At 41.4% G+C, this 25917-nt stretch carries 19 protein-coding genes and 1 pseudogene; 9 read left to right on the forward strand and 11 right to left on the reverse strand.

From position 1 onward, the window contains the following. Positions 1–3: 3 nt before the first annotated feature. The 7 genes from nuoH to ndhC all read right to left on the reverse strand — a co-directional run bounded on the left by nuoH (position 4) and on the right by ndhC (position 8672). Positions 4–1020, reverse strand: coding sequence for an NADH-quinone oxidoreductase subunit NuoH (nuoH, locus tag AC0JIQ_RS12870; RefSeq protein WP_004663752.1), 1017 nt, complete (start codon positions 1018–1020; stop codon positions 4–6). A 3-nt stretch (positions 1021–1023) separates the two neighbouring features. Continuing rightward, positions 1024–3708, reverse strand: coding sequence for an NADH-quinone oxidoreductase subunit NuoG (nuoG, locus tag AC0JIQ_RS12875; RefSeq protein ID WP_474201886.1), 2685 nt, complete (start codon positions 3706–3708; stop codon positions 1024–1026). A gap of 11 nt (positions 3709–3719) precedes the next feature. Next, entirely contained in the window at positions 3720–5045 is a 1326-nt protein-coding gene (gene nuoF / locus AC0JIQ_RS12880) for an NADH-quinone oxidoreductase subunit NuoF (protein WP_046740049.1), read from the reverse strand. Continuing rightward, complete coding sequence (gene nuoE, locus AC0JIQ_RS12885; protein WP_004675093.1) at positions 5042–5551, reverse strand: NADH-quinone oxidoreductase subunit NuoE; 510 nt, start codon at positions 5549–5551, stop codon at positions 5042–5044. Before nuoE ends, nuoF begins: the two co-directional genes overlap by 4 nt. A 12-nt stretch (positions 5552–5563) precedes the next feature. Further along, positions 5564–7351 carry an NADH-quinone oxidoreductase subunit C/D gene (nuoC, locus tag AC0JIQ_RS12890; RefSeq protein ID WP_474201887.1) on the reverse strand — a complete coding sequence of 596 codons (1788 nt, stop codon included), beginning with the start codon at positions 7349–7351 and terminating at the stop codon, positions 5564–5566. A gap of 85 nt (positions 7352–7436) precedes the next feature. Beyond that, the gene (locus AC0JIQ_RS12895; protein ID WP_004638049.1) at positions 7437–8114 is read right to left on the reverse strand and encodes a NuoB/complex I 20 kDa subunit family protein; all 678 of its coding nucleotides are present in this window, start codon (positions 8112–8114) and stop codon (positions 7437–7439) included. 6 nt (positions 8115–8120) lie between these two features. After that, positions 8121–8672, reverse strand: a complete 552-nt coding sequence (gene ndhC / locus AC0JIQ_RS12900; protein ID WP_004663758.1) for an NADH-quinone oxidoreductase subunit A — start codon at positions 8670–8672, stop codon at positions 8121–8123. A 397-nt stretch (positions 8673–9069) separates the two neighbouring features. Here ndhC and AC0JIQ_RS12905 point away from each other — a divergent pair. Next, positions 9070–10488: pseudogene (locus AC0JIQ_RS12905) on the forward strand (GGDEF domain-containing protein). A gap of 92 nt (positions 10489–10580) precedes the next feature. Further along, the gene (locus tag AC0JIQ_RS12910) at positions 10581–10937 is read left to right on the forward strand and encodes a hypothetical protein (protein WP_474201888.1); all 357 of its coding nucleotides are present in this window, start codon (positions 10581–10583) and stop codon (positions 10935–10937) included. Positions 10938–11025: 88 nt separating this feature from the next. On the opposite strand, the gene bfmS is transcribed toward AC0JIQ_RS12910, so the two are convergent. Beyond that, the gene (gene bfmS / locus AC0JIQ_RS12915; protein WP_046740045.1) at positions 11026–12666 is read right to left on the reverse strand and encodes a sensor histidine kinase BfmS; all 1641 of its coding nucleotides are present in this window, start codon (positions 12664–12666) and stop codon (positions 11026–11028) included. A gap of 40 nt (positions 12667–12706) precedes the next feature. Then, positions 12707–13423: a response regulator transcription factor BfmR gene (gene bfmR / locus AC0JIQ_RS12920; RefSeq protein ID WP_004655457.1), complete on the reverse strand. Its 717-nt coding sequence runs from the start codon at positions 13421–13423 to the stop codon at positions 12707–12709. 545 nt (positions 13424–13968) lie between these two features. On the opposite strand from bfmR, the gene AC0JIQ_RS12925 reads away from it, so the two are divergent. The 7 genes from AC0JIQ_RS12925 (at position 13969) to AC0JIQ_RS12955 (ending at position 22605) form a co-directional block, all read left to right on the forward strand. Continuing rightward, on the forward strand, positions 13969–16803 hold the full coding sequence (locus tag AC0JIQ_RS12925; protein ID WP_474201889.1) for a ribonucleoside-diphosphate reductase subunit alpha: 2835 nt from the start codon (positions 13969–13971) through the stop codon (positions 16801–16803). Positions 16804–16874: 71 nt separating this feature from the next. Next, positions 16875–17003 (forward strand): hypothetical protein, encoded by a 129-nt coding sequence (locus AC0JIQ_RS12930; protein ID WP_004663764.1) that lies wholly within the window; start codon positions 16875–16877, stop codon positions 17001–17003. Positions 17004–17027: 24 nt separating this feature from the next. Then, positions 17028–17492, forward strand: a complete 465-nt coding sequence (locus AC0JIQ_RS12935; protein WP_346511543.1) for a hypothetical protein — start codon at positions 17028–17030, stop codon at positions 17490–17492. Between the two features lie 41 nt (positions 17493–17533). Beyond that, on the forward strand, positions 17534–18817 hold the full coding sequence (locus AC0JIQ_RS12940) for a ribonucleotide-diphosphate reductase subunit beta (protein WP_004663768.1): 1284 nt from the start codon (positions 17534–17536) through the stop codon (positions 18815–18817). Positions 18818–19148: 331 nt separating this feature from the next. Further along, positions 19149–20789: a malate dehydrogenase (quinone) gene (gene mqo / locus AC0JIQ_RS12945; RefSeq protein WP_474201890.1), complete on the forward strand. Its 1641-nt coding sequence runs from the start codon at positions 19149–19151 to the stop codon at positions 20787–20789. Between the two features lie 80 nt (positions 20790–20869). Next, entirely contained in the window at positions 20870–22111 is a 1242-nt protein-coding gene (locus tag AC0JIQ_RS12950; RefSeq protein ID WP_474201891.1) for an MFS transporter, read from the forward strand. Between the two features lie 38 nt (positions 22112–22149). Next, positions 22150–22605 (forward strand): hypothetical protein, encoded by a 456-nt coding sequence (locus tag AC0JIQ_RS12955; protein WP_474201892.1) that lies wholly within the window; start codon positions 22150–22152, stop codon positions 22603–22605. Positions 22606–22639: 34 nt separating this feature from the next. On the opposite strand, the gene AC0JIQ_RS12960 is transcribed toward AC0JIQ_RS12955, so the two are convergent. Together AC0JIQ_RS12960 and AC0JIQ_RS12965 are read right to left on the reverse strand one after the other, a co-directional pair. Beyond that, positions 22640–23623, reverse strand: coding sequence for an alpha/beta hydrolase (locus AC0JIQ_RS12960; RefSeq protein WP_474201893.1), 984 nt, complete (start codon positions 23621–23623; stop codon positions 22640–22642). A gap of 177 nt (positions 23624–23800) precedes the next feature. After that, positions 23801–25861, reverse strand: coding sequence for a choline transporter (locus tag AC0JIQ_RS12965; protein WP_474201894.1), 2061 nt, complete (start codon positions 25859–25861; stop codon positions 23801–23803). Positions 25862–25917 lie beyond the last annotated feature (56 nt).

Raw genomic sequence — 25917 nt, forward strand, 5'->3', positions numbered from 1 at the left:
GTCCTAGGCCTGATTCATCAGAATCACAGCACCAGTCACTAACAAGTTGACCAACGCCAATGGCAAACAAACTTTCCAACCAAAGTTCATCACTTGGTCATAACGTGGACGCATTAAAGAACCACGCGCCAACACAAACATCATTACAAAGAATGCTGTTTTAATCACGAACCAAAAAACTGGTGGAACAAATGGAATTTCTAAGTTAAATGGTGCAAGCCATCCGCCGAAGAATAACGTTACGATCAGTGCAGAGATTAAAACCACGTTCACATATTCCGCAACGAAGAACATCCCCCACTTCATCCCACCATATTCAACGTGATAACCTTCCGCCAATTCTTGCTCAGCTTCTGGTTGGTCAAATGGATGACGATGCGTAACTGCAACACCAGCAATAACAAAGATAATGAAACCAATGAATTGTGGAATAACAAACCAAACATCACGTTGAGCTTCAACGATTTCACGTAGGTTGAATGAGCCCGCAATCGCAACCACACCCATCAATGAGATACCCAAGAACACTTCATAAGAAATAGTTTGAGCAGCAGAACGAAGACCACCGAGTAACGAGTATTTGTTGTTAGACGCCCAACCACCAAATAGCACTGCATAAACTGCAATACCAGCCATTGCCATAAAGAACAATAGACCGATACTCATATCCGCAACGCCCAGTGTAGGACTTACTGGGATGACCATAAACGAAAGTACCGCAGTTGCCATCGCAACTGCTGGTGCTAAACGAAAAGTCAGCTTGTCGGCAAACTTTGGCGTCCAGTCTTCTTTGAACATGATCTTGAGCATGTCGGCAACGATCTGGAACATACCACCCGGACCAACACGGTTTGGACCATAACGGTCTTGCCATAATGCCAAAAGACGACGCTCAATAAATGACATTAACGCAGCAACCAAAACCACTACCAACAGGATCACAACTGCTTGAATCACTGAATAAGCGATTGGCCAGTTCTCAGCCCAAAGTGGCGTTTGACGTATAATTTCTTGATTCATGAATTACACTCCTACTGCCACAGACACAGGCTCTGCCAATGAAACGGTTGGTGCTAGACCAATTGGATAACCAATATAGCCTGTTGGTAAATATTCGATCACTTGTACAGGTAAGCTGATGCTGGTTTCGCCTGCTTTCACGGTAATACGTTGACCATCTTGAACATTTAAGCGCGTCGCATCTTGTTCACCCACGGCAAACATCGCTTCAGGAATCCGTGATTCCATTGCTGGTGTTTTAATGGTGAATTCACCAGAACCAAAGATATGGTGCATTGGCACAAGACGGAAGCTTTCAGGATTCACAACCACGGCAGTCGGTGCAACATAGCTACGTGCAGGACGTTTTGCTAAGCGATCGAATAAACGCACACCCGAATCACCACCTTTTAAGTGACCACCAACTTCATCTTGGTACTTGTTCCACGCTTGTGGCGAGTTCCAACCCGCAGCCCATGCGAAAGGTACTAAAGACGATGCTGTCTGATTACCCACATAACCTTCCATAGAGAATGTTAATGCTGAATCTGGATCGGTTGGTTGTTTTGGCTCGTGAATCGATAACGGCGCACGCATTGCGGTACGACCTGAGTAACGACGTGGCTCACGTGCAATTTTCAAACCATGAACACGATAGCCTGCATCTGGTGCAACATCTTGAATCGCTTCAAGTACTGGTACATTCTTCACGATGTCATCAATTACATCATCAAGCAATGTCCAATCGACTGCTTTACCTTTAAGACCTGTCTCAACAGCATGTAACCAACGCCATGATTCTTTGATCGCATATTCAGGCTTGTAATAGCTTGGGTCATACACTTGATAGAAACGTTGTGCACGGCCTTCTTGACTCACTACAGTGCCATCACCTTCAGCAAAACTTGCTGCTGAAAGAACAATGTCTGCAAGCTTCACAGTCTCAGTTTCGCTGTGATCCAATACGATCACAGTTTGAGCTTTATCAAGCGTAGCTTTTACTTGAGCGACTGGCAAACGACGAGTTAGGTCATTTTCAACCACAACAACGGCATCATAATCTTGGGCAAAAGCTTGTTCTAAACTTAAACCACCGAATAATGCTAAGCCCATTGAGTTCACTTCAGGAACAGTCAATGATAAACCAGCATTTTCACCTAAGTTTTGTGCAACCTGTGCAGCCGCTTCGATAATCGCAGGATCTTGTAAACTCGTACCAGAAATAATCAAAGGCTTTTTCGCTGCTTTCAAGGTATCTGCAATGGTTTGCGCAAATGCTTTTGCATCTTCAGCCAAACCAGTCAGTGCCTCACCTTTAAGCGCAGCAGCAACCGCGAAACCTAAACGTGCGATGTCATTTGGCGATGCAACTACTTCACCTGTTGCCACATCCGCTAAACGTGTTTGCGTTGCAGCAAGAATGTAGATTGGAGATTTAGCATCTTGACCAATACGTTGTACAGGCTCCGCCAACCAATCTGGTGTACGTGTTTTAGCTGCCATTTCTTTTGCTTTATTTTTCGCTACTTGGCGAACCGATAAAGCCATACGTGGCGCAGTTTGAGTTAAGTCTTCACCCAAGATCAACACCGCATCGTAACTTTCAATTTCACGCATGTTCGGGTTGTAAATACCCTGTGTTTGCATGATTGAAGCAGCTAATTCAACCAGATTTTGCTCTTTTTGAGACAATCCAGTTGAATAGTTGTCTTGTCCAACCAATTGACGTAGCGCATAGTTTGATTCCAAGCTTGCTCGTGGCGAACCAATACCTAATACTTTTTTGCCTTTTAGTTGAGCAATGACTTGATCAAGTGCTTGATCCACACTCACGGTTGTAACAGCGTCACCATTACGGAACTGTGGTTGACGTGGACGATCTGCACGATTCACATAACCTGTACCGAAACGACCTTTATCACACAAGAAGTATTGATTTACTGAACCATTGAAACGGTTTTCAACACGACGGATTTCGCCATAACGCTCACCCGGTGAGATGTTACAACCTGAAGAACAGCCTTGGCATACGCTTGGTGCATATTGCATGTCCCACTTACGGTTATAACGTGCTGAATGCGTCTTATCAGTAAATACACCAGTCGGACAGACTTCAGTCAAGTTACCAGAAAATTCAGATTCTAAAGTTCCTGATTCTGGACGACCGAAATAAACACGTGATGCATTGGCATAGACCCCAAAGTCTGTACCACCCGCGTAATCTTTGTAGTAACGCACACAACGATAGCACGCGATACAGCGGTTCATTTCATGTGCAATAAACGAACCCAATTCTTGGTTATGATGGGTACGCTTCGTGAAGCGATAGCGACGACGATCGTGTTGCGTCATCACCGTCATATCTTGTAAATGACAGTGACCACCTTCTTCACAGACTGGACAGTCATGTGGGTGGTTGGTCATCAAGAATTCGACGATTGATGCACGAAAATCCGTTGCTTCTTTGTCTTCAATAGAAATAAAGGTATTGTCGGCAGCTGGTGTCATACAAGACATGACTAAGCGCCCACGTGTATCTTCCGCATTATTATATTGCGTAACAGCACATTGACGACAAGAACCAACAGAACCTAAGGATGGGTGCCAACAAAAATACGGGATGTCGATACCAAGGCTGAGACATGCTTGTAGCAAGTTTTCAGAGCCATTGACTTCATACGATTTTCCATCGACATGAATTGTAGCCATAGTCGAATTCCTTAAGCTTGTTCTACGTCAAGAGCAGGAGCATGGGTTTTAACCTTTGCTTCAAACTCATGGCGGAAATATTTTAATGCGCCCATAAGCGGCTCCATCGCACCCGGTGCGTGAGCACAGAAAGTTTTACCGATCCATAATTTACGAGTCAGTTCTTGTAAATGATCGATATCTTCTTTCTTACCTGTACCTGTTTCGAGTGCTTTCAGCGCTTTGACTGCCCAAGGTAAACCATCACGGCACGGTGTACAGAAACCACATGATTCACGTGCAAAGAACTCTTCTAAGTTACGCGTTGCAGAGACCATACATTGGGTTTCATCAACCACCATCAACAAACATGTTCCTAAACGTGAACCTGCTTTCATGATGCTTTCAGCGTCCATTGGCAAGTCAATATGTTCAGCCGCCAAGAAATCTGTTGATGCGCCACCTGGTAACCATGCTTTCAAAGTGAGACCATCACGCATACCACCCGCATGATCTTCAATCACTTCGCGTGCAGTTGTACCAAAAGGAAGTTCCCAAAGTCCTGGGAATTTCACCTTACCTGATGCACCATAAATCTTAGTACCTGGATCTTTAGACTTATGTGCAGAAAGGTTGATATACCACTCTGGCCCACGCAACATGATTGCTGGCAAGTTATTATAGGTTTCAACGTTATTGACAATCGTTGGACGACCCCATGCACCAGCAACTTGTGGGAATGGTGGTTTAGTACGCGGATTGGCACGACGACCTTCAAGCGAGTTAATCAATGCAGTTTCTTCACCACAGATATAACGCCCTGCACCCGTGTGAACATACATCTCAAAGTTCCAACCAGTACCGAGGATGTTTTCACCCAAGTAACCTTTGGCACGAACTTGCTCTAATGCTTCATTTAAGTATTGAGCTGCTTCAATGTATTCACCACGAATGAAGATATAACCATGCGTTGCTTCAAGGGTATAACCTGCAATCAACATACCTTCGATCAATTGATGTGGAAGTTTTTCCATCAACAAACGGTCTTTAAAGGTACCTGGTTCCATTTCATCAGCATTACAAATTAAATAGCGTGGACCACCATCATTCGGTGCCATTAACGACCATTTAATTCCAGCTGGGAAACCTGCACCACCACGACCTTTAACCGTCGCAGCTTTAATCACGTCAAGTACATCTTTTGGTGGCATGCTGAGCGCTTTTTTGAAGCCTGCATAACCTTCTAAAGCTTCGTATTCATCAGCATTGCGTACCGCATCTTGCTTACTCAAACGCCAAGTGAGTGGATGAGTTTCTGGATTACCGTCGCCATAAATTGGTTTTGGTTCAGTATTCATACATACTTCTCCAATAACTGTTTAACTGATGACACATCCACTAAACCGTGAGTATCTTCATCAATCATTAACGTTGGACCTTTATCACAGTTGCCTAAACAGCAAATTGGGAGCAAGGTGAAACGACCATCTGCTGTGGTTTGTCCGTACTGGATGCCTAACTCTCGCTGAAATGCTTCTGCTAAAGTTTCTGCACCCATCAAGAAGCATGCAATTGAGTCACATAACAAAATCACATGACGACCTACAGGTTGGCGATAAATACGGTTATAGAACGTTGCTACACCTTCTAAATCCGCCACACTGATTGTCAACAATTGCGCAATCGCATTCATTTGAGCGTCATCTACCCAGCCATTACGACGTTGTACGCATTTTAATGCATCCAATGATGCCGCACGTGGATATGGATAGTGATCAATATGATGTTCAATGTCATGGATTTCTTCAGCAGTCAAAATCCCTTCAACATTCACACGAGGTTTTTTATCAGTCAAAATCATCATAATCGTTTACCCCTAGCGATCCACGTCAGCCATAACCACGTCAATGGTCGCCAAATAAATGATCAAGTCAGAAACCAAACTGCCATTAATCACAGAAGGCATTTGCTGCAAATGTGTGAAGGTCGGTGTACGAATACGAGTACGGTAACTCATCGTTGACTTATCTGAAGTCAAATAATAAGTACTCGCACCTTTCACCACTTCAGTCATAAATGATGACTCACCTGCAGGCATGACAGGACCCCAAGATACGCTCAGGAAGTGCGTAATCAAGGTTTCAATATCTTGTAATGTCTTATCTTTTGGTGGTGGAACAGCCAGTGGATGATCCGCTTTATAAGGACCAGATGGCATGTTGTCCAAGCACTGTTGAATAATTTTCAACGACTCAGTAATTTCACGGAAGTGAACCAAGACACGTGCATATGCATCGCCTTCATATTCCACTGGAATATCAAAGTCGAAGTTTTCATAACCACTGTATGGACGATATTTACGAACGTCAAAATCAATACCCGTCGCACGTAAACCAGTACCAGTTACACCCCAAGCCAACGCAGATTTAGCATCGTATTGCGCAACGTTACGCGTACGACCAATAAACACTGAGTTTTTAAGCGCCGAGGTGTAGTACTCATTCAAACGTTTCGGCATCCACTCTAGCAACTCTTTAACAAGTTTTTGCCAGTTATTTGGAAGGTCGTGTGCTGTACCACCAATACGGAACCATGCTGGGTGCATACGGTAACCCGTAATCGCTTCAACGATGTCATAGACTTTTTGACGGTCTGCGAACATATAGAATACTGGGGTCATACCACCCGCATCCTGAATCGCTGTACCACAGAATAACAAGTGGTTATTGATTCGGAATAATTCGTTCAACATCACACGAATCACTTGCGCACGCTCAGGTACTTTAATACCAGCAAGCTGTTCAACTGCCATCACATAAGGCATGTTTTGCGCACAACCGCCTAAGTAGTCAACACGATCGGTATAAGGAATGAATGAATGCCATGTTTGACGTTCAGCCATCTTTTCCACACCACGGTGGTGATAACCAATATCAGGTACGCAGTCTTTCACTTCTTCACCGTCCAACTGCAATACGACACGGAACGCACCGTGTGCAGATGGATGGTTAGGACCTAAGTTCAAGAACATGAAGTCTTCATCAGCATTGCCGCGTTTTAGACCCCAGTCTTCAGGCACAAAGCGTAGGTGTTCTTGTTCAAAATCCTGTTTCGCTTGATTCTGCATATACGGCGTATATTCTGTCGCACGCGCAGAATATTCTTTGCGTAATGGATGACCTTCCCAATAGGTTGGCAACAAGATACGACGGAGCATTGGATGCCCAGCGAAATCGATACCAAACATATCGTAAGCTTCACGCTCGTACCAGTTGGCATTTGGCCAAATATTGGTTGCGGTTGGAATGCTTAAATCATTTTCATTTAATGCAACTTTAATACGGATATCACTATTACGCTCAAGCGATAACAAGTGATAAAACACAGTAAAGTCTGATGCTGGTAAACCATCACGGTGAACACGTAAACGCTCATCAACCGCAGATAAGTCAAACAGCATTACATAAGGACGTTCCACTTTACGGAGGAACATAAGGACTTCTTGCACGCGTGCGCGCTCAACCCAGACTGTTGGAAACTCTTCAAAAGTCGCCTGCACATAGAAGTTCTCACCAAATTTGGTTTTGAGCTCTTCTACGATTGCAAATGCTGGGCGTGAATCAACTTGCGTTGACTCTGGCATAGCAATGTCAGTTTCAGCCATTGGCTTGGCTTCCTATTTAATACAAATTCTGGCAATTTTCCCGATGATCATGTCTCTTCAGACATGTCACAATTCATCGTTCAAATTATTTAATTTCATCCATAGAGCGTAAATTTTTCACCGCAATACGTTCCGCATTTTTACGATCGCGTTCTGGCATCATCTTTGGCTTATACACAGGCTGAAGATCATCACCAATCACCGCTGAAAGTGGACGGCGCTCTAGTTGAATTTGGTCTTGAAGTAACATCAATGCTTGGATCAATGCTTCTGGACGAGGTGGACAACCTGGAATGTACACATCAACAGGAATAATTTTATCGACACCTTGCACTACAGAATAGATGTCGTACATGCCACCAGAGTTCGCACAAGCACCCATAGAGATGACCCATTTAGGTTCAAGCATTTGTTCATACAAACGTTGAATTACAGGTGCCATTTTGACAAAACAGGTTCCTGCAACAATCATTAAATCTGCTTGACGTGGTGAAGCACGAATAACCTCAGCACCAAAACGAGACAAGTCATGTACACCAGTTAAAGTCGTCGCATATTCAACATAACAGCATGATGTACCGAAGTTAAAAGGCCATAAAGAGTTTTTACGACCCCAGTTCACTGCGGTATGCAACACATCTTCAAGACGTGTCATCATCACACTTTTATTCACTTCTTCCTCAAGAGGATCAGTTACGATTTGACGATCTTGTAATGGATACTGATCGGCATCTGGATTCGCACGGGTTAAAGTATATTTCATCCCGACTTACTCCTGTTCAAATGATGATGTAGTCGGTGTTTTAGACTTAACACGACCAGAAGATTGCGCTGGAATATGACCAGTAGGATCGACAACAAGCTCTTCAATATTATTGAATCGAGTAATGTCAGCAATATTCATATTCGGTGAACCAATTTTTGTTGTCACACCAGCAGATTTACGACGATCTACAGGTGCCCAATTCAGCGCGCCTACAGAAATTGCATAAACCAAAGCGATCAAAAGATCCACAACAAAAATAACGACCGTGGTAAATCCGAACCAACCTACTTCACGAACTGATGTCGACCATGCGTAGAGGTAAAGAGCTTCCAAGTCAAAGACAACGAAAAAAATTGCAACTAAATAGAATTTGGCTGACAAGCGGATACGAGCACCGCCCGCACCAACTACACCTGATTCAAACTGCTCTTGCTTCGCACGCCCCCATGCTTTACCCCCTAGGAGTAAGGGAACTGTAAGCATAAAAACGCAAAGAAATGTAACGCCGATCACGAAGGCGATAATCGCCCAATCGTATGGAGTAATGGCACTCATGCGGGGATAACTCCTGGCAGGCCTATTTTTAACAAAGAATGTATGTATTGGCCTTCAAATACACCAAACACAAAATTAATCCCGCCAATTGTACCTGATTTCTAATTTCTCATGCTAGTTGAAGCGCTTTAGTCTTTAGGATGATTTTGTTGATTAATTTCCTGATACGACCTAGATCGCTACAAATTCACCCTTAAAAATCGAATTATCAAATCGACTAACCAATATTGATCATTTTTTTCTTTATTCTTGCGCCAAAAATATCCGCAACTTATCATCAATGCTCAAAAATATTGCAGCATGAACTAAATCATTGCATTGATACAAATTTGTGCTGAAAATTTAAACAAAATTTATATAATAGCCCGACCTAATTCCTCAAAGGAAAAGTGTCAGGATGACTCAATCAATAGCAGCATCAAAACCTAAATCACTTTTGCAATTATTTTTCGTTTTCGCTGCTGTGATCTTTTTTTGTTGTCTCATCGGTATCGCTACCCGACACTTAACATTTCTTGCTTCGTTTTGGCCAGCCAATTCTGTTTTACTGGGTTTACTGATTCGTTTTCCACAAACACGGCACCCAATTAGTTTGATCGGTGCAATCGTAGGCTACTTGCTTGCGGATACTTTGCAAGATACTCCATTTTTGCTCAACCTCTGTTTAACTACAGCCAACTTGTGCTATGTCCTGACTGCACTTTTCCTTTACATCAAGTTAACCTCACTGATTCGCTCCATGCATCAAGGTTACTTCTACTTATTCTTATTTAGCTTCTGCTGTGTGGGTGCGGTATCAAGTTCTCTATTTGCTGCATTTTCCCTTCCCTACTTTAATAGCAAATTCGCTCTTGGTTCGTTTTGGATTGATTTCGGACATTGGTTTACCGCTGAAATTCAAAATGCTTTGTTAATCCTCCCCGCCATGCTAAGTGCACCTGTACTTGGAGAGTTCAAACAACAAATTAAAGAATTTAAAGCGCTCACTGTTCAGGAAAGCCTACCGTTATTTAGTGTTATTTTTTCAATTATAATCGCTTACTATGACACCGGTCCTGGTTCAGTGCTTTATCCAATTGCCGCATTAATTTGGTGTGCTTTACGCTATCGCCATTTTTCAGTCACGATTATCACGTCTGTGAGTTGTGCTTTTATTATTTATCACGTCTCACAAAACTATTTACTGCTCTATCCATAGCGATATTTAAATAATACCATTTCTATACGTTTGGGTTTAATCATGATGACGATTGGACCGCTCACAGTTTCCAGCATTAATATGGTGAGAACGAAGCTAATCCAAGAGTTACAACATATTATTGCTCATGATGAACTCACCTCAAGCCTGACTCGCCGTCAATTTTTACAGTCAGTTCAACTTTTACAACAGCAAGCAAAAAACTCTGCCCAAACGACCGCTTTTTTCATGTTAGATATCGATCATTTTAAACAAGTGAATGATAACTATGGCCATCAAATTGGAGATCGTGCGCTACAAAGTTGCGTCCAGACCATTCAAACTATGCTGAGACCGCATGATTTACTTGGTCGTTTAGGTGGTGAAGAATTTGCCATTTTCATGACTGATATAGATGCAAACACAGCCTACCAAGCTGCTGAAAACATCAGAAAAAGAATTAGCCAAACCCCTATCAAATTAGAACAGCAAAATGACTTTTATATCCAAGTGAGTCTAGGAATTTATATCTGCGAGGCAAAAAACCTACATTCTATCGAACATCATTTCAAGCAAGCTGATGACGCCTTATATCAAGCCAAACGCCAAGGTCGAAATCAGGTTGTTATTTCGACATAATATGTTGCAATTCAGCTACATGCTTTAATTAACTTTATACACTATTTGGCTGAGAGATCGGTATTCTAAAAGTAGCAAACAAGGAGAAAAATATGCATTTAGAATATACACATGACTCAGATTATTTCTTTTTTTCACAGCTGCTGATGCGGCACATTGAAAGTTATATTCGGAAACACCCTGATGCTGATAATGCAATTTTCGACCTAAGAGATATCTATGAAGTCTTTAGAGAAGACTTTGCAGCAACGACAACCAATCTTGAAAGTATTCTAAACATTGCTGATAGCTATAAAGTTGAAACATTAAATGGCGATCAACCATTGATTAAAAGTTATAAAATAGACGTAAAAAATAATTCATTACTTCTGGATTTTAATACAGATGCACTAAATGGCTTAAGGTCTGGTCATCCATTAATCGAACCTGATTCATCTGTTCATGAATAAACAATATTGATGCTTCATAAAAAATTAAAGCCAAAGCTTGAAGCTTTGGCTTTCTTATATTCTTCACACAAACTTAAATGAATTAAAACTATTTTTTTATGTTTTGTTTATAGCGCTTCGCTGGCCATGTCATGGTAAAACGTGCGCCACCTAAGTTAGGGCTTTGGTCTACCATAATATCTCCACCGAACCAATACGCAATACGACTCACGATTGATAAACCCAACCCATACCCACCTGATGCGCGTGTACGACTATCATCCAAACGAGCAAACGCTTCAAAAATACGTGTGCGCTCTTGCTCTGGAATCCCTGGTCCATCGTCCTCTACACACACATATGCCTTACCATCAGCACGAACACCACCACTAATTCGAACTTTATGATCGCAATAACGAACCGCATTTCCAACCAAGTTTTGCACCACACGATGCAAATAGCGACGTTCAGCATCTACAGATAATGACAATGGCGGTGCAATTAACTCAATTTCTTTTTGAGTCTTCAGTGCTTCTGTTTCCATTGCAACCTGATCGAGTACTTCAACCAATACTACATCTTCAAAGTCTAAAGATGGCGTACCCTGCTCTAATTTGGCGTAAGTCATAATTTCATCAATTAAAGTATTGAGTGCTTCAATATCTTTATCAATCATATCGACTTGCTGAATTCGATAATTATAGTCATCTTCTTCAGCTAACATTTCCATGCCAAAACGAATTCGTGCCACAGGTGTTCTGAGTTCATGCGACACTGCACGCATTAATTCACGTTGTGCTTCAATCAAACGCTGAATGTGATCTGACATATTGTTATAACTAGATGCCAAATTTGCCATTTCATCTGTACCTTCAATCGGAACACGTAATGACAAATCACCAGACTTCATTTTATTTAAAGCAAAACGAACCTGACGAATTTTCCGCTCAAGCGGTAGAATTAAACCGTAAACACCTAGACTTAATAAGAATAAGCTAAATAAGGTAATACCAGCTGAAAGCTGAAAAGGCATCCAATTAAACATTGGAACTGGACCTAAGATAAGGACTTGTGCAGGATGATTTGGCATTGGAGAAACAATCGAAATCGTTGTACCACGTACAGTTGCACTATCCTTATATAACAAAATACTTTGATCTTGACGTAAACGACCGATTTGCTCTGAATCTAGATTAATATCTTTAATATTGGCAATCGTAATCGGATAGTAAAAATGCTTTTTAATTCTTTCTAAATATTCACGCTCTTGCCCCGGATAAAAAATCAAATAATCCAGTACAAAAATTGGCAATGCCTTCATTTGGCGCTCGCCGAGCTTATCCACTTTGATATAAAGATAATGTTTCGCATCATCTTTCAGGCCAATAATGATATAACCCACACCATTATTGGCATCATAACGAACCACTGATTTCTGTTCAGCAATCCGCTTTTTCTCAGTACGAGAAAGCTCTACACGTGCTGCATCAACATAGTAGATTGGAAGTTCTAGTAAATCGGAGGCATCAGAAATCCAATCTAACTTTTGTTGTTTTTGAGGCTGTCGAGATACCCCCTCACTGATGACATACGAAATACCATCCGTCAGAGATTCACGATATTCTTGCGCGCGTTGATAGTTGATGACCTGTACCAGCAAATAACAAAATGCGGCAACAACAACAACTAAAACCACTAATCCAGCATAAATTCGCAAGAAAATGCTGTTTTTTAGTACTCGACTTACCATAAGGGAAATAAATCCAAGCTAATTTAAAGCAAGACGCAAATTATATCCCGTTAGTTTCTTTAACGAATAAATAACCTTTGCTACGCACAGTTTTGATACGTTTTGGATTTTCTGGATCATCACCAATTTTTGGACGAATACGTGAAATACGTACATCGATCGAACGGTCTTGACCATCGTATTCGATACCACGGAGACGCTCAAAAATATCTTCACGAGATAAGATGCGCCCTGCGTTTGAAGCTAGCAACCACAATAAGTCATATTCAGCGCTCGTAAAATCAACCAGCTCACCATTTAAAGTTACTGAACGGCCACCGTTATCAATCACGAGATCATCAAACTCGATACGTTGAGCAACTTCGTCTTCAACTGTTTTATCAGTACGACGTAATAAAGCACGAATACGAGCTAATAAAACACGTGGTTGAACGGGTTTAGCAACATAGTCATCTGCGCCCATTTCTAAACCAAGTACCTGATCCATATCTTCAGTACGTGCAGTTAACATCAAAATAGGCTGATGATAATGTGGACGAACTTCTCGACAAACGGTTAAACCATCTGCACCCGGTAACATTACATCCAATACAACTAAATCTGGCTGCTCACTGATAATACGGCGAATAGCACGATTACCATCTGTTTCGACCCCAACTTCTAAACCGTTACGAATCAAATACTCTTGTGTTAAGCGTGCTAAGCGTTCGTCATCTTCAACGATCAAAATCTTTGGTAACTTTTCTTCTTGGCTCATTTGTATGCCCCTACAATTAGAGTGAATCTATCTATAAAAATCTGACAGATACATTGGTTTATGTTTTGCAATATACACACGTTTACATTGTAAACAAGTAGGCGTTCACCAAACTGATACACGGCTAAGCACTTTTGTTATATTTTTATTAAAATTATGAATTTTAATATATTTTTTAATTTCATCTGATTTTTCCGACAGGATGAAGTTTTAGTATAGATTTTGTGCCAATGTTAAACAATTTGTTTCTTTCTTCACCCAAAATAATTTAAGTGTTTGTTTTTTGACTTATCCACAGAGTTATCTATAAGCCTTTTTTAATGGCTTTGTTATGCTATGTGCCTGTGAATTCAGCAGTTAAGACATGAAAAAAAAATTACCAAAATGTCAAGGATTGATCTGCTGTAAAAAATCCCGTATCTTGTGTTGAAAATAAACTTTAACCACTAAGTATTGTGTTTATCCCTCAAACATCGTGGCATACATTTTGCTCGATTCAAACGGTCTATGAACATAAAAATAGATGATAATGGAGCTATGCTGACATGAGCATCATCACTTCTACTCCTGGTCAAATTCAGGTAATTAAGCGCACTGGTGAAATCGCGTCTTTTAATGCCGAGAAGATTTCTGTTGCGATCGGGAAAGCCTTTTTAGCTGTTGAAGGTCAACAAGGTGCTGACTCTAGTCGCATCCATGACCGTATCACTCAATTAACTGAGATGGTACTCAATACTTTTAATCGTCGTTTACCTTCTGGCGGTACGATTCATATCGAAGAAATTCAAGACCAAGTTGAATTAGCACTTATGCGTACAGGCGAGCAAAAAGTTGCACGTGCCTACGTTATTTATCGTGAACAACGTGCCACTGCTCGTCAGCAAGCAGGCGCGAACCACCATCCTACCCTTCAAATCACTGATGCTCATGGACAGCTCCAACCATTAGACCTCGGTGCACTCACAGCGACAATCGAAACAGCAAGTGAAGGTTTGGAAGGGATTGATGTTCAAGCGATCGTTGATGAAACCGTTAAAAACTTATACAACGGCGTAAAAGAAAGCGACATCGCAACGACCATGATGATGGCAACACGTACTCGTATCGAGCAAGAGCCAAACTACACGTATGTAACTGCACGCTTATTACGTAATGAGCTAGTGAGCACAGGTTTAGAGTTCTTAGGTCTATCTACAGACACATTAGAAAATGATGCTTTAGAAACTTTCTTGAAGAAAGGGATCGAGCTTGATCTTCTTTCTGCTGATCTTCTTGATTTTGACCTTGCAAAATTGGCAGCAGCGATCCAACCAGAACGTTCAAACCAGTTTACTTATTTAGGTCTACAAACTTTATTTGACCGTTACTTCATTCATTCAAATGGCGTACGTTTCGAATTACCGCAATTATTCTTTATGCGCGTATCGATGGGGCTATCGCTCAATGAAGAAAATAAAGAAGAACGCGCAATTGAGTTCTATAACTTATTGTCTAGCTTCGACTATATGGCTTCTACGCCAACCCTGTTTAACTCTGGTACATTACGTCCACAATTATCAAGCTGTTATTTAACAACAATTGGTGATGACCTATATGACATTTATGGTGCAATGCGTGACAACGCTATGCTCTCAAAATGGGCTGGTGGTTTAGGTAATGACTGGACACCTGTGCGTGCTTTGAACTCATATATCAAAGGCACAAACGGTAAATCACAAGGTGTTGTTCCATTCCTGAAGGTTGCCAACGATACGGCTGTTGCAGTGAACCAAGGTGGTAAGCGTAAAGGTGCAGTCTGTGCTTACTTAGAAACTTGGCACTTGGATGTTGAAGAATTCCTAGAGCTACGTAAAAACACAGGTGATGATCGTCGCCGTACACATGACATGAACACAGCGAACTGGGTTCCTGATTTATTTATGCAACGTGTATTTGAAGATGCTGAATGGACACTATTCACGCCTTCTGAAACACCAGACTTGCATGACTTAACAGGTGCTGAATTTGCTGAGCGTTATGCACACTACGAAGCTGTAGCAAAACAAGAAAACATGTTACACAAGAAAGTACGTGCGAAAGACTTATGGCGCAAAATGCTTTCGATGTTGTTCGAAACAGGTCACCCGTGGATCACATTCAAAGACGTATGTAACTTACGTTCACCACAACAACATGTAGGTGTAGTTCACTCATCTAACTTGTGTACAGAAATCACTTTAAATACAAACCAAGATGAAATCGCGGTGTGTAACTTAGGTTCGATTAACCTTGTACAACACGTTCAAGGTGGTGTATTAGATCGTGAGAAGCTTGCTCGTACCATTAAAACTGCAGTACGTATGCTAGATAACGTCATCGACATTAACTACTACGCTGTGCCACAAGCGAAAAATTCGAACATGAAACACCGCCCTGTGGGTATGGGTATCATGGGCTTCCAAGATGCACTTTATGAAATGGGCATTGCTTATGGTTCAGATGCAGCAGTCGATTTTGCTGATGAATCAATGGAAGTGATCAGCTATTACGCAATCGAAACGTCGAGTAACTTGGCAATCGAACGTGGTGCTTATTCAACATTCAAAGGTTCATTGTGGGATCAAGGGATCTTGCCAATTGACTCTTTAGAAATTGTTGCGAAATCTCGTCCAGAGCGTATGTTCGAAGTTGATCGTACTCAACGTCTAGATTGGGATAGCTTACGTACTAAAGTTCAAAAAGACGGTATGCGTAACTCGAATGTGATGGCAATTGCACCTACTGCAACGATCTCTAACATTTGTGGCGTGTCTCAGTCCATTGAGCCAACATTCCAGAACTTGTATGTGAAATCTAACCTTTCTGGTGAATTCACTGTAATCAACCCTTACCTTGTTCGTGCATTAAAAGAACGTGGTCTGTGGGATACTGTGATGGTGAATGACCTGAAACACTTCGAAGGCTCAGTACAAAAGATTGCCCGTATTCCTGAAGAATTAAAAGCAATCTTCGCAACTGCGTTTGAAGTGGATACACGTTGGATCGTAGATGCTGCATCTCGTCGTCAAAAGTGGATCGATCAAGCACAGTCATTGAACCTTTACATCGCTGGCGCGAATGGTAAGAAACTTGACATCACGTATAAGATGGCATGGTTACGTGGTCTTAAAACCACATATTACCTCCGAGCTTTAGGTGCAACATCTGCTGAGAAATCAACAATTAACACTGGTGCACTGAATGCAGTAAAACCAGCGACAATTGAAGCACCTATCGTTGCGGCTCAAGCAGTTGAAGATAAAAAACCTGAAGCTCAAGTTGAAGAAGATGGTTTCACAACAGCAGCTCCAGTACCAATGGCTTGTTCAATCGACAATCCAGATTGTGAAGCTTGTCAGTAATTAGATCTTGGAGAAGCCCTTCTTAAATAAAGTAGGGTTTATTTAAGGTTTAAAGGAAAGAGGCAAAGATTATGTTGAATATTAGCCATAACTACATGTTAGGACTAGGTGTTTTAATCTTTGCCTTTATTTTCTTTTATGTACCAATGGTCTATGCATTTTTAGCCATTCGGAAACAGCAGCGTAAGCAAGATCAATAAAGTGTTTTATTGGGAAGTAGAACTATGCTTCAACCTGATTTAGAACGATATGCTAATGCTCCTGCTGTTTTAGTACAGATTTATGTCGATCGGATAGTACTTCATTATCCATCTTCTACAGAATATCTAACTGAATGTGCACAGTTTTCACATCCACGTTCGTTATTAGGTGATTTTAGTATCGCTGAAACTGCATTAACGCAGTTACTCAAACGTGGTGGTGGCGGTTTTAAGTATTTAGCTCCTTATATGTTTATTCAAGCAATGGAGCGAATGGAATTTGGTTTAACACAAGTAGAAATACGAGCATTACAAGAGCTAGGGCTCAGTAGCGGGGCAAGAGCGATTGCCATTTATGATGAAACAGGCAAATTATTAACGCCAAACTCACTTCCCGCAACTATCAATCTCAAACGTTTAGCGATGATGGGATTGATTATTACCCTTTTTGTTTTGCTGTGTTTCTTATGCGCCATTTTCATTTTTTAAAACTGCAATGTAAATAAATTAAGATTATAGTGAGATTAAATATGTCTATCCTTAGCTGGGACGATTTTGAAGATGATACGCAAAAACCGACTGCACCTGAACACAAGTCTGCGTCCCTCGACTCGCAAAAAACGGTTAATACGCAAGTGGTATCTGATTCAGAGCAACCATCGCCGCGCGTGGCAGTTGCACAACCCACTGGAACCAGTACCATCCGATCAACAAATCCAACCGATTCGTTGGCTCGAGCATCTCAAGCCTTAGAAAACCTTGATGTTGCACCAGGCTTAGAAGAGCTTGAAATGGGTGCACAGCGCGTACAAGTTGATGATAAAGCTATGATCAACTGTCGTGCCGACTTAAACCAGCTTGTTCCATTTAAATACGAGTGGGCTTGGCAAAAGTATCTTGACGGGTGTGCAAACCACTGGATGCCGCAAGAAGTGAACATGAACCATGACATCGCGCTTTGGAAGTCTGAAAATGGCTTAACAGAAGATGAGCGTACGATTGTAATGCGTTCTTTAGGTTTCTTCTCAACAGCAGATTCGTTGGTTGCAAACAACTTGGTATTAGCAATCTACCGCCATATTACAAACCCTGAATGCCGCCAATACATTTTGCGTCAAGCATTTGAAGAAGCGATTCATACACATGCGTATCAATACTGTATTGAATCTTTAGGTATGGATGAAGGCGAAGTCTTCAATATGTATCGTGAGATTCCTAGTGTTGCGCGTAAAGCGTCATGGGGCTTGAAATATACACAGTCATTAACTGATCCTAATTTCCATACAGGAACACCAGAAAACGACCAACGTTTACTTCGTAACTTGATCGCATTCTACTGTGTACTTGAAGGTATCTTCTTCTACTGTGGCTTTACTCAAATCTTGAGTATGGGCCGTCGTAACAAGATGAACGGTGTTGCTGAACAATTCCAATACATCCTACGTGATGAATCTATGCACTTGAACTTTGGTATTGATATGATCAACCAAATCAAGATTGAGAACCCTCACCTTTGGACTGCCGAATTCCAACAAGAAGTCATTCAAATGATTCTTGAAGGTACAATGCTTGAAATCGAATACGCACGTGATACGATGCCACGTGGGGTATTGGGTATGAATGCAAGCATGATGGAAGAATACTTGAAGTTCATCTGTAACCGCCGTTTGTCTCAGCTTGGTTTACCAGAGCAGTTTGCTGGCGTGACCAATCCATTTGCGTGGATGTCTGAGATGATGGACTTGCGTAAAGAGAAGAACTTCTTTGAAACGCGTGTAACGGATTATCAGACTGGTGGTGCGTTAAGCTGGTAAGGTCATTGAGTGGAAAAAGGCTGTCATTAGACAGCCTTTTTTAATGGTTATAAATATTAAATGTCCCTTTAACCTACAAAACTTAGATTGACTAGAACAAGAAACAATAAGACCTATAATCTACTATTCAAAATGACTTGAATAATACATATTGCAACATTTGGTATACCAAAATCCTTTCTATTTTAAAGTAAAATTCACAAACTTTTTCTCCAAACATCAGTCAAGACAACCTTTTTACTGATGTGCCTTTATTGCGCCAATTCTTATTGAAATCCTTTCTCTCTATATTACCCATATAGGGAGTCATTTAATTTTTAAGGTAAATTGAATGAAAAAATTCTGGAAGTATTTATTAGTACTATTACTGGTACTAATAGTGATTGCTATTGCCTTTCTTTTTAGACCAATTACGTCTAAGGCAATTAAAACGAAAAATGATGAAACTGTTGTTGATGCTGTATTGGTCGGCGGTGGAATCATGAGTGCCACACTTGGTACTTACCTCAACGAGTTACAACCTGACTGGAACATCCGCATGTATGAACGTCTTGATGCTGTCGCACAAGAAAGTTCAAATGGCTTTAACAATGCGGGTACAGGCCACTCAGGCTTTATGGAAATGAACTATACCGAAGAAAAAGACGGTAAAATGGACATTTCTAAAGCTGTAAACGTGGCAGGTCAGTTTGAAATTGCCAAACAGTTCTGGGCATACCAAGTGAAGCAAGGTGTACTCGAAACACCAAGTACATTCATTAACCCAGTACCACACATTGCATTCGTATGGGGCGATAATGTGAACTTCATGGAAAAGCGTTATGCTGCCATGATTCAAAATCCGTTATTCGCTGGCATGAAATTAAGTGAAGACAAAGCCGAAATTCAACAGTGGGCACCATTGGTGATGGACGGCCGTGATCCTCAGCAAAAAGTGGCTGCAACTCGTATGGACGTTGGTTCTGACGTGAACTACGGTGCAATCACCAAGCAATTGATTAACAATCTTGAGAAAAGTCCAAACTTTAAACTCAGAACTTCAACTGAAGTCACTGGGATTAGTAAGAATGACGATAATACTTGGTCTGTTGCATTCAAAGATGTCAAATCTGGTGAAGTCAGTCATGTAAAAACACGTTTCGTGTTTATTGGTGCTGGCGGTGCTGCAATTAAATTATTGCAAATGACTGGTTTACCAGAAGCGCAACAATATGCTGGTTTCCCTGTGGGTGGTGAGTTCCTTGTGACTGACAATCCTGCAGTAACAGCAAAACACACAGCCAAGGTCTATGGTCGTGCTGATCTGGGTGCGCCTCCAATGTCTGTTCCACATATCGATACCCGTTATATCGACGGTAAAAAATATGTGTTGTTTGGCCCATTCGCAACCTATTCAAACAAGTTCCTGAAAAATGGTTCACAGCTTGATTTGCTTGCATCGACCAACAAAAACAACGTTTTGCCTATGGCTGCAATTGGTCTACAAAATGCTGATCTTGTTCAGTATCTGGTGAGCCAAGTGTTGATGTCTGATGCAGATCGTTTCAACGAGTTGAAAAAATACTACCCTGAAGCTGATCCAAAAGACTGGCATTTACAACAAGGTGGTCAACGCGTTCAGATCATCAAAAAAGAACCGGGCAAACCTGCTAAATTACAATTCGGTACCGAAATCTTTGCCTCTAAAGACAAGTCTGTAACGGCATTGTTAGGTGCTTCTCCGGGTGCGTCAACTTCACCTTACATCATGCTCAACCTGCTTGAAAAAGCCTTCCCTGAGCAAACCAAAGGTGAATGGAATGCTAAGTTGCATGAAATCGTGCGTTCTTATGGTAAAGACCTTTCAACAGATCCAGCGTTGTTAGATCAAATCCGTCAGTACTCAAGTTCAACTTTGGGCTTGAACTATACGACTCCTGCTAACTTGGTTCCTGCCAAGAAAGTTGAAAAAGCGGAAGCTGTTGCGCAATAAGCAACGCCACGCCCTTTGAAAATGGGAGGAGTTTTAGCTCCTCCCTTTTTCTTTATTTGTATGTTTTAAATCTACGCCTTATGTCCTCTGCTGTACCTCATTCTGCTTTTGCTGCATTTGCCAGTCGTGACTTCACGTTATTGACTGTCAATCAATGCTGTCTGACTTTTGCGGTACTAATTCAAGAAGTGCTGGTGGCTTTTCATCTCTATCAAATCACCAAGAATCCGCTCATTCTCGGCTTGGTCGGGATCATGGATTTCTTGCCTTTCCTCGCCCTGTCTTTATGGGGCGGTTATATTGCTGACCGCTTTAATCGGCAGCGTATTTTACAAATCAGTTTTAGCCTAGCCATTCCCCTGTCGGTTGGCTTATGGATCTGCTTTGATCTGTATAACACCCAGATGTTCAGTACCAATGTCCTGCTGATTGCAACCTTCAGTATTCTGTTTTTATTTGGTTGTATTCGCGGGATTTATAGCCCCTGCTTTAATTCGCTACGGCCTTTTGTAGTACCAGAACATCATTATACAAATGCAGCAACTTGGACCAGTATGTGCTGGCAAGCCAGTGGCATTCTTGCTCCCATGATCGGTGGCTTCTTGCTTGCTCATCTCGATTTAGAGATTACTTTTAGCGTCATCGTGGCACTTTTTTTCAGTGGCAGTATTGCCCTTTGGTGTTTGCAAAAACGAGATTTCCCGCAACTGCAAACAGAGTCGGTAACTCAAAGCCTAAAAGAAGCGCTGCATTTTATTTTTAAAACTAAAATTATTTTTTGGGCGATGTTTCTCGATCTGAGCTCAGTTTTTTTTGGTGGCATCATCGCGCTATTGCCAATTTTTGCCCAAGATGTTTTACATATTGGTGCAGATGGTTTTGGTCTATTACGCGCGGCACCTGCTTTTGGTGCATTGCTGATGATGATCATCTTAATTCGCTATCCACCAAAATCTAGACCATGGCAGATGATGCTCATAGCAGTGACAGGCTTTGGCCTCTGTACTTTATTATTTGCTGTTACCAGACAACTGTATTTTTCTGTCGCAGTTCTCATTATTATGGGAGCATGTGACAGTATCAACATAGTCATTCGTCAAACGATTCTGCAACTAATTCCACCCAAGGACATGCTTGGACGTGTCGCTGCCATTAATGGCATCTTTGTCACCTCAAGTAATGAGCTTGGTGCGTTGCAGTCCAGTGTGATGACGCGCTTTTTCAGCGTGGTGCCAGCCATGTTGATTGGCGGTTCACTGTCTTTGTTCTGTGTGCTACTGACCAAGATCAAAACCAAAGATTTATTGAAGTTTCGTTTTTAATCCTCCAATCAAACAGCTATTTAAAAAACCAATATCATATGAAACATACTTTGCCCGCGTCTTCAGGCCTCCCTAAATTTATTATTTTTTCCGTTTTTCTATGGCTGGTCCTGTTGTGGCTGCAGTCGACCTATATCGTTATTATTGGTGGTCAAGCCTATCTATTCTGGACTTCATTCGGCCTGCTTATCTTAAATCTCCTTAGTCTACGCCCCAGCATTTTAAAAAATCGAATCGCTCTGGTAATTACAGCACTACTGTTGCTCTATCTGGGCTTTCACTCTTTATTTTGCACATATTTGATGATCGCTTTTTACTGTATTTTCTATTTATATGCTGGTGAATATAAGCATAAACGCACCATTAAATTGATCAGTCTATTTTTGATCATGATCATTTTTGCGATCTATCAAAGCCAATCATTGCATGAACTGAAAAGCCATTATGCAAACTATGAAACAGGTGAAACATGGCAAAAATATGGTGCGCTATAAACCAACATTTATGTTTTTTGTGTTTTTGATCAAATCATTTTTGTCTATATGTAGCCATAAACTGAAGTGTATCCTGCAAACTCAGTTGAGCAGGTTTAGTATCCAATAGAAATTGATATTCGTGTCCTGTAGGATCAGTTTTCTGATCAAAATATCTTGATTTTGTTGCTACACCGACTTTCTGTAATTGTTTTTCTAATTCGCGTGCTTGTTGTTCAAATGATGCGATATTGCCATCTGTTAAATAAATTGGCGGCAGTGCTGAGTTTAGATATTCAGACACGACCAATCCTTGATCCTCAGTACGTGTCAGCCAATCTTTATCCTGCAAATATGCCCAACCAATACGTCCAAAGACAAATTGGGTAATTGCTGAGTTTGCTTGGAGAACCATATTTTTTAGATCATAGGGACCACAATACAATAAAGCTCCTCGAATCTCAGATGAGTTTAACGTATTGGGAATATTCATTAAATTTGCATATGAAGGATTTGATTGAATAAGTAAAAATTGCAACGCAATTTGTGCTCCCGCAGAATCACCTGCAATAAAAATATTCGACATATTTAAATCATGTTTTTTAGCAACACTACTTTTTATATAACGAATCGCTTCCGAAACTTGGATGACAGGTTCAGGATATTTCGTAGTCGGTACAAGTTCATAATTGAGTACGATTACAGCGTAACCTCGCGCTGCTAATTGAGTTGCGTAGTCTTTGACCTCAAGCTTATCGCCACCCACAAAACCACCACCATGAACCCAAATCACGACTGGGTGATCAGGTAACGGAGTTTGAGTTTTATAGAAATCGAATGTATTTCTCTGATATTTTGATGGATAGGTTAAGTTTGTTGACACAGCCACATTTGACTCTTGGTATTGAGCAGGCCGTAAATCTTTTGGAATACTAAATAAACTATGCTGCAATAACCAAATCGTTGGTTTAGGACTAACAAATAATACAGATACGAATATCACAACAATAAGAGCGCAAAATATGATTATTCTTTTCATTTGAAGCTCCTCTCAAGTCTCATATTGATTGAGAATCAATATATAAGATCATTATTCTTTTCAGATGATATGCAGATTATTATGATTGCAAGCTAGAACATTGACCAGATTATACTTTGCAAAATCTTCTAGGTTTAAAAAAACCCCACATGACGTGAGGTTTTTTTCTTGCAACAATTAGTCTTGTGAATCAGGATACAAAGGACGATTTCCGGGACTAATACGATTGATATGTAAGAAGGTCATATGACGTTCGTACTTATCAAGAATGTCGTTAATCACCTGTTCTTTGGTGTATCCAACCAGATCATTGTCCTGTGAACCCTCATACAAGAAGGTTTCCAAACGGTAGTAGAACTGCTTACCGCGTTTACCACGCTCACTAAAGGTCGGCGCGATATAACGTACAGGCCAGATTTGATAAATGAAGTTATGTTCTTCTTCAATGTAAATGGTGAGATCAAGATGATACAGGCTTTCGCTTTCTTCGACTTCGCCCTGCGTCACTTCGACATTCATGCCACGCTTCACCAACTCATCCGCCACGGTCTGTACTGCTGGCTTACATACGCTATCCAGCATGCGTTGCGTTTCGCTACTGCCTGGATGATGCATGACACGGGATAAACGCTGTTTCCAGTTCAAAATGTCCACGTTTCCAACCACGGGCGCAGCATTCAGGCTACGGCTGGCTTTACGATAATCTTCTAAGCGCAAGGATTTATATAAGCCCGCCATCACCAACAGCATCACAAAACTAAACGGTAAGCCCATGATTACGGTGGCACTTTGCAGTGCGGTAATCCCATTGGCCATCAGCATCGCCACGGTAAGCAAGCCAATCGCAGTTGCCCAGAAGATTCGGAGCCAACGTGGTGCATCATTATCGACATTAGAAAACTTGGTGGTAAAGTTACCCAGTACCAGCGCGCCTGAATCGGCAGACGTCACATAAAACAATAGACCGGTAATGGTGGCGATACCTGCAATAAAGGCAAAGCCCGGATATTGCGCCAACAAGTCATAAAAACCATGTGCAGGATCAGTCAGAACGGTTTGTGCCAGTGCCGTATTGCCTTCAAAAATCACGTTATATAAAGCGCTATTTCCGAAAATAGACAACCACGTAATCGTGAACAATAAAGGAATGATCAAGGTTCCGCAGACAAATTCACGAATGGTACGGCCACGCGAAATACGTGCCAAGAATAGCCCTACAAAGGGCGACCATGCGACCCACCATGCCCAGAAGAACAAGGTCCAACTGTTCATCCAGTCTTTTGGTCGGTCAAAGGCAAAGCTTTCCAAGGCCAAACTCGGGAAACGACTGATATAGTCACCAAAGTTTTGCACCAAGGCATTGAGCAAGAATTCGGTATTGCCGAGGAACAGGACGAACAACATCAAGCCAATCGCGGCATAAATATTGATTTCGGATAAAACCTTAATGCCTTTATTGACCCCTGCCGTCACCGAAATAATAGTCACAATCACAGCAAGACCAATCAGTGCGATCTGAATCCATAGGTTTTCAGGTACATCAAACAGCACATGCAAACCATAATTGATCTGCACCACCGCAATACCACAGGTGGTCGCGATACCAAAGATCGTACCAATAACCGCAGCGGTATCCACAGTATGCCCAATCGGCCCATCAATTTTATTACCAAAGATTGGATATAAAGCAGAACGAATGGTCAGCGGTAAATTATAGCGATAACTAAAATAACCCAAGGCCATCCCGACCAGTGCATACATGCCCCAACCCGTTAAACCATAGTGGAACAGGGTCCAAACCATGCCCTGACGCGCAGCTTCATAGGTTTGACCTTCACCCACAGGCGGATTCATATAATGAGATAAAGGTTCTGCAACAGAGAAGAACATTAAATCTGTTCCGATCCCTGCCGCAAACAACATCGCCGACCAACTGAGTAAGCTAAACTCAGGTTTGGAATGCTTAGGACCAAGTTTGATATCGCCATAACGTGAGCAAGCAATAAAAACCACAAAGATTAAATACAATGTTGCAGCTAATAGGTAATACCAGCTGAATTTATCACTGACCCAAGCCAGTACCACGTTGAGTAAGTGGTTGGCAAAATCGTTAAATAAAATCGTAACAAGTGCAAATGTTAAAATAAGTAGAGCTGAAACATAGAAGACCACACGATTTAAATGGTCTTTATTCGCTAATGTAGCATCATCAACCGCTCTTGGATTATCTGTCGCCATACAATCCTCAGGGAGTTAGAGAAGAAAAAGAAAATATTCATCCACGTCTTTTCATC

The sequence above is a fragment of the Acinetobacter sp. FB genome (assembly GCF_056033405.1).

What these genes read in the sequence shown, in the direction of transcription:
- nuoH (WP_004663752.1), bottom strand. Translation starts at nt 1,020, where the DNA reads ATGAATCAAGAAATTATACGTCAAACGCCACTTTGGGCTGAGAACTGG.
- nuoG (WP_474201886.1), bottom strand. Translation starts at nt 3,708, where the DNA reads ATGGCTACAATTCATGTCGATGGAAAATCGTATGAAGTCAATGGCTCT.
- nuoF (WP_046740049.1), bottom strand. Translation starts at nt 5,045, where the DNA reads ATGAATACTGAACCAAAACCAATTTATGGCGACGGTAATCCAGAAACT.
- nuoE (WP_004675093.1), bottom strand. Translation starts at nt 5,551, where the DNA reads ATGATGATTTTGACTGATAAAAAACCTCGTGTGAATGTTGAAGGGATT.
- nuoC (WP_474201887.1), bottom strand. Translation starts at nt 7,351, where the DNA reads ATGGCTGAAACTGACATTGCTATGCCAGAGTCAACGCAAGTTGATTCA.
- AC0JIQ_RS12895 (WP_004638049.1), bottom strand. Translation starts at nt 8,114, where the DNA reads ATGAAATATACTTTAACCCGTGCGAATCCAGATGCCGATCAGTATCCA.
- ndhC (WP_004663758.1), bottom strand. Translation starts at nt 8,672, where the DNA reads ATGAGTGCCATTACTCCATACGATTGGGCGATTATCGCCTTCGTGATC.
- AC0JIQ_RS12910 (WP_474201888.1), top strand. Translation starts at nt 10,581, where the DNA reads ATGCATTTAGAATATACACATGACTCAGATTATTTCTTTTTTTCACAG.
- bfmS (WP_046740045.1), bottom strand. Translation starts at nt 12,666, where the DNA reads ATGGTAAGTCGAGTACTAAAAAACAGCATTTTCTTGCGAATTTATGCT.
- bfmR (WP_004655457.1), bottom strand. Translation starts at nt 13,423, where the DNA reads ATGAGCCAAGAAGAAAAGTTACCAAAGATTTTGATCGTTGAAGATGAC.
- AC0JIQ_RS12925 (WP_474201889.1), top strand. Translation starts at nt 13,969, where the DNA reads ATGAGCATCATCACTTCTACTCCTGGTCAAATTCAGGTAATTAAGCGC.
- AC0JIQ_RS12930 (WP_004663764.1), top strand. Translation starts at nt 16,875, where the DNA reads ATGTTGAATATTAGCCATAACTACATGTTAGGACTAGGTGTTTTAATC.
- AC0JIQ_RS12935 (WP_346511543.1), top strand. Translation starts at nt 17,028, where the DNA reads ATGCTTCAACCTGATTTAGAACGATATGCTAATGCTCCTGCTGTTTTA.
- AC0JIQ_RS12940 (WP_004663768.1), top strand. Translation starts at nt 17,534, where the DNA reads ATGTCTATCCTTAGCTGGGACGATTTTGAAGATGATACGCAAAAACCG.
- mqo (WP_474201890.1), top strand. Translation starts at nt 19,149, where the DNA reads ATGAAAAAATTCTGGAAGTATTTATTAGTACTATTACTGGTACTAATA.
- AC0JIQ_RS12950 (WP_474201891.1), top strand. Translation starts at nt 20,870, where the DNA reads ATGTCCTCTGCTGTACCTCATTCTGCTTTTGCTGCATTTGCCAGTCGT.
- AC0JIQ_RS12955 (WP_474201892.1), top strand. Translation starts at nt 22,150, where the DNA reads ATGAAACATACTTTGCCCGCGTCTTCAGGCCTCCCTAAATTTATTATT.
- AC0JIQ_RS12960 (WP_474201893.1), bottom strand. Translation starts at nt 23,623, where the DNA reads ATGAAAAGAATAATCATATTTTGCGCTCTTATTGTTGTGATATTCGTA.
- AC0JIQ_RS12965 (WP_474201894.1), bottom strand. Translation starts at nt 25,861, where the DNA reads ATGGCGACAGATAATCCAAGAGCGGTTGATGATGCTACATTAGCGAAT.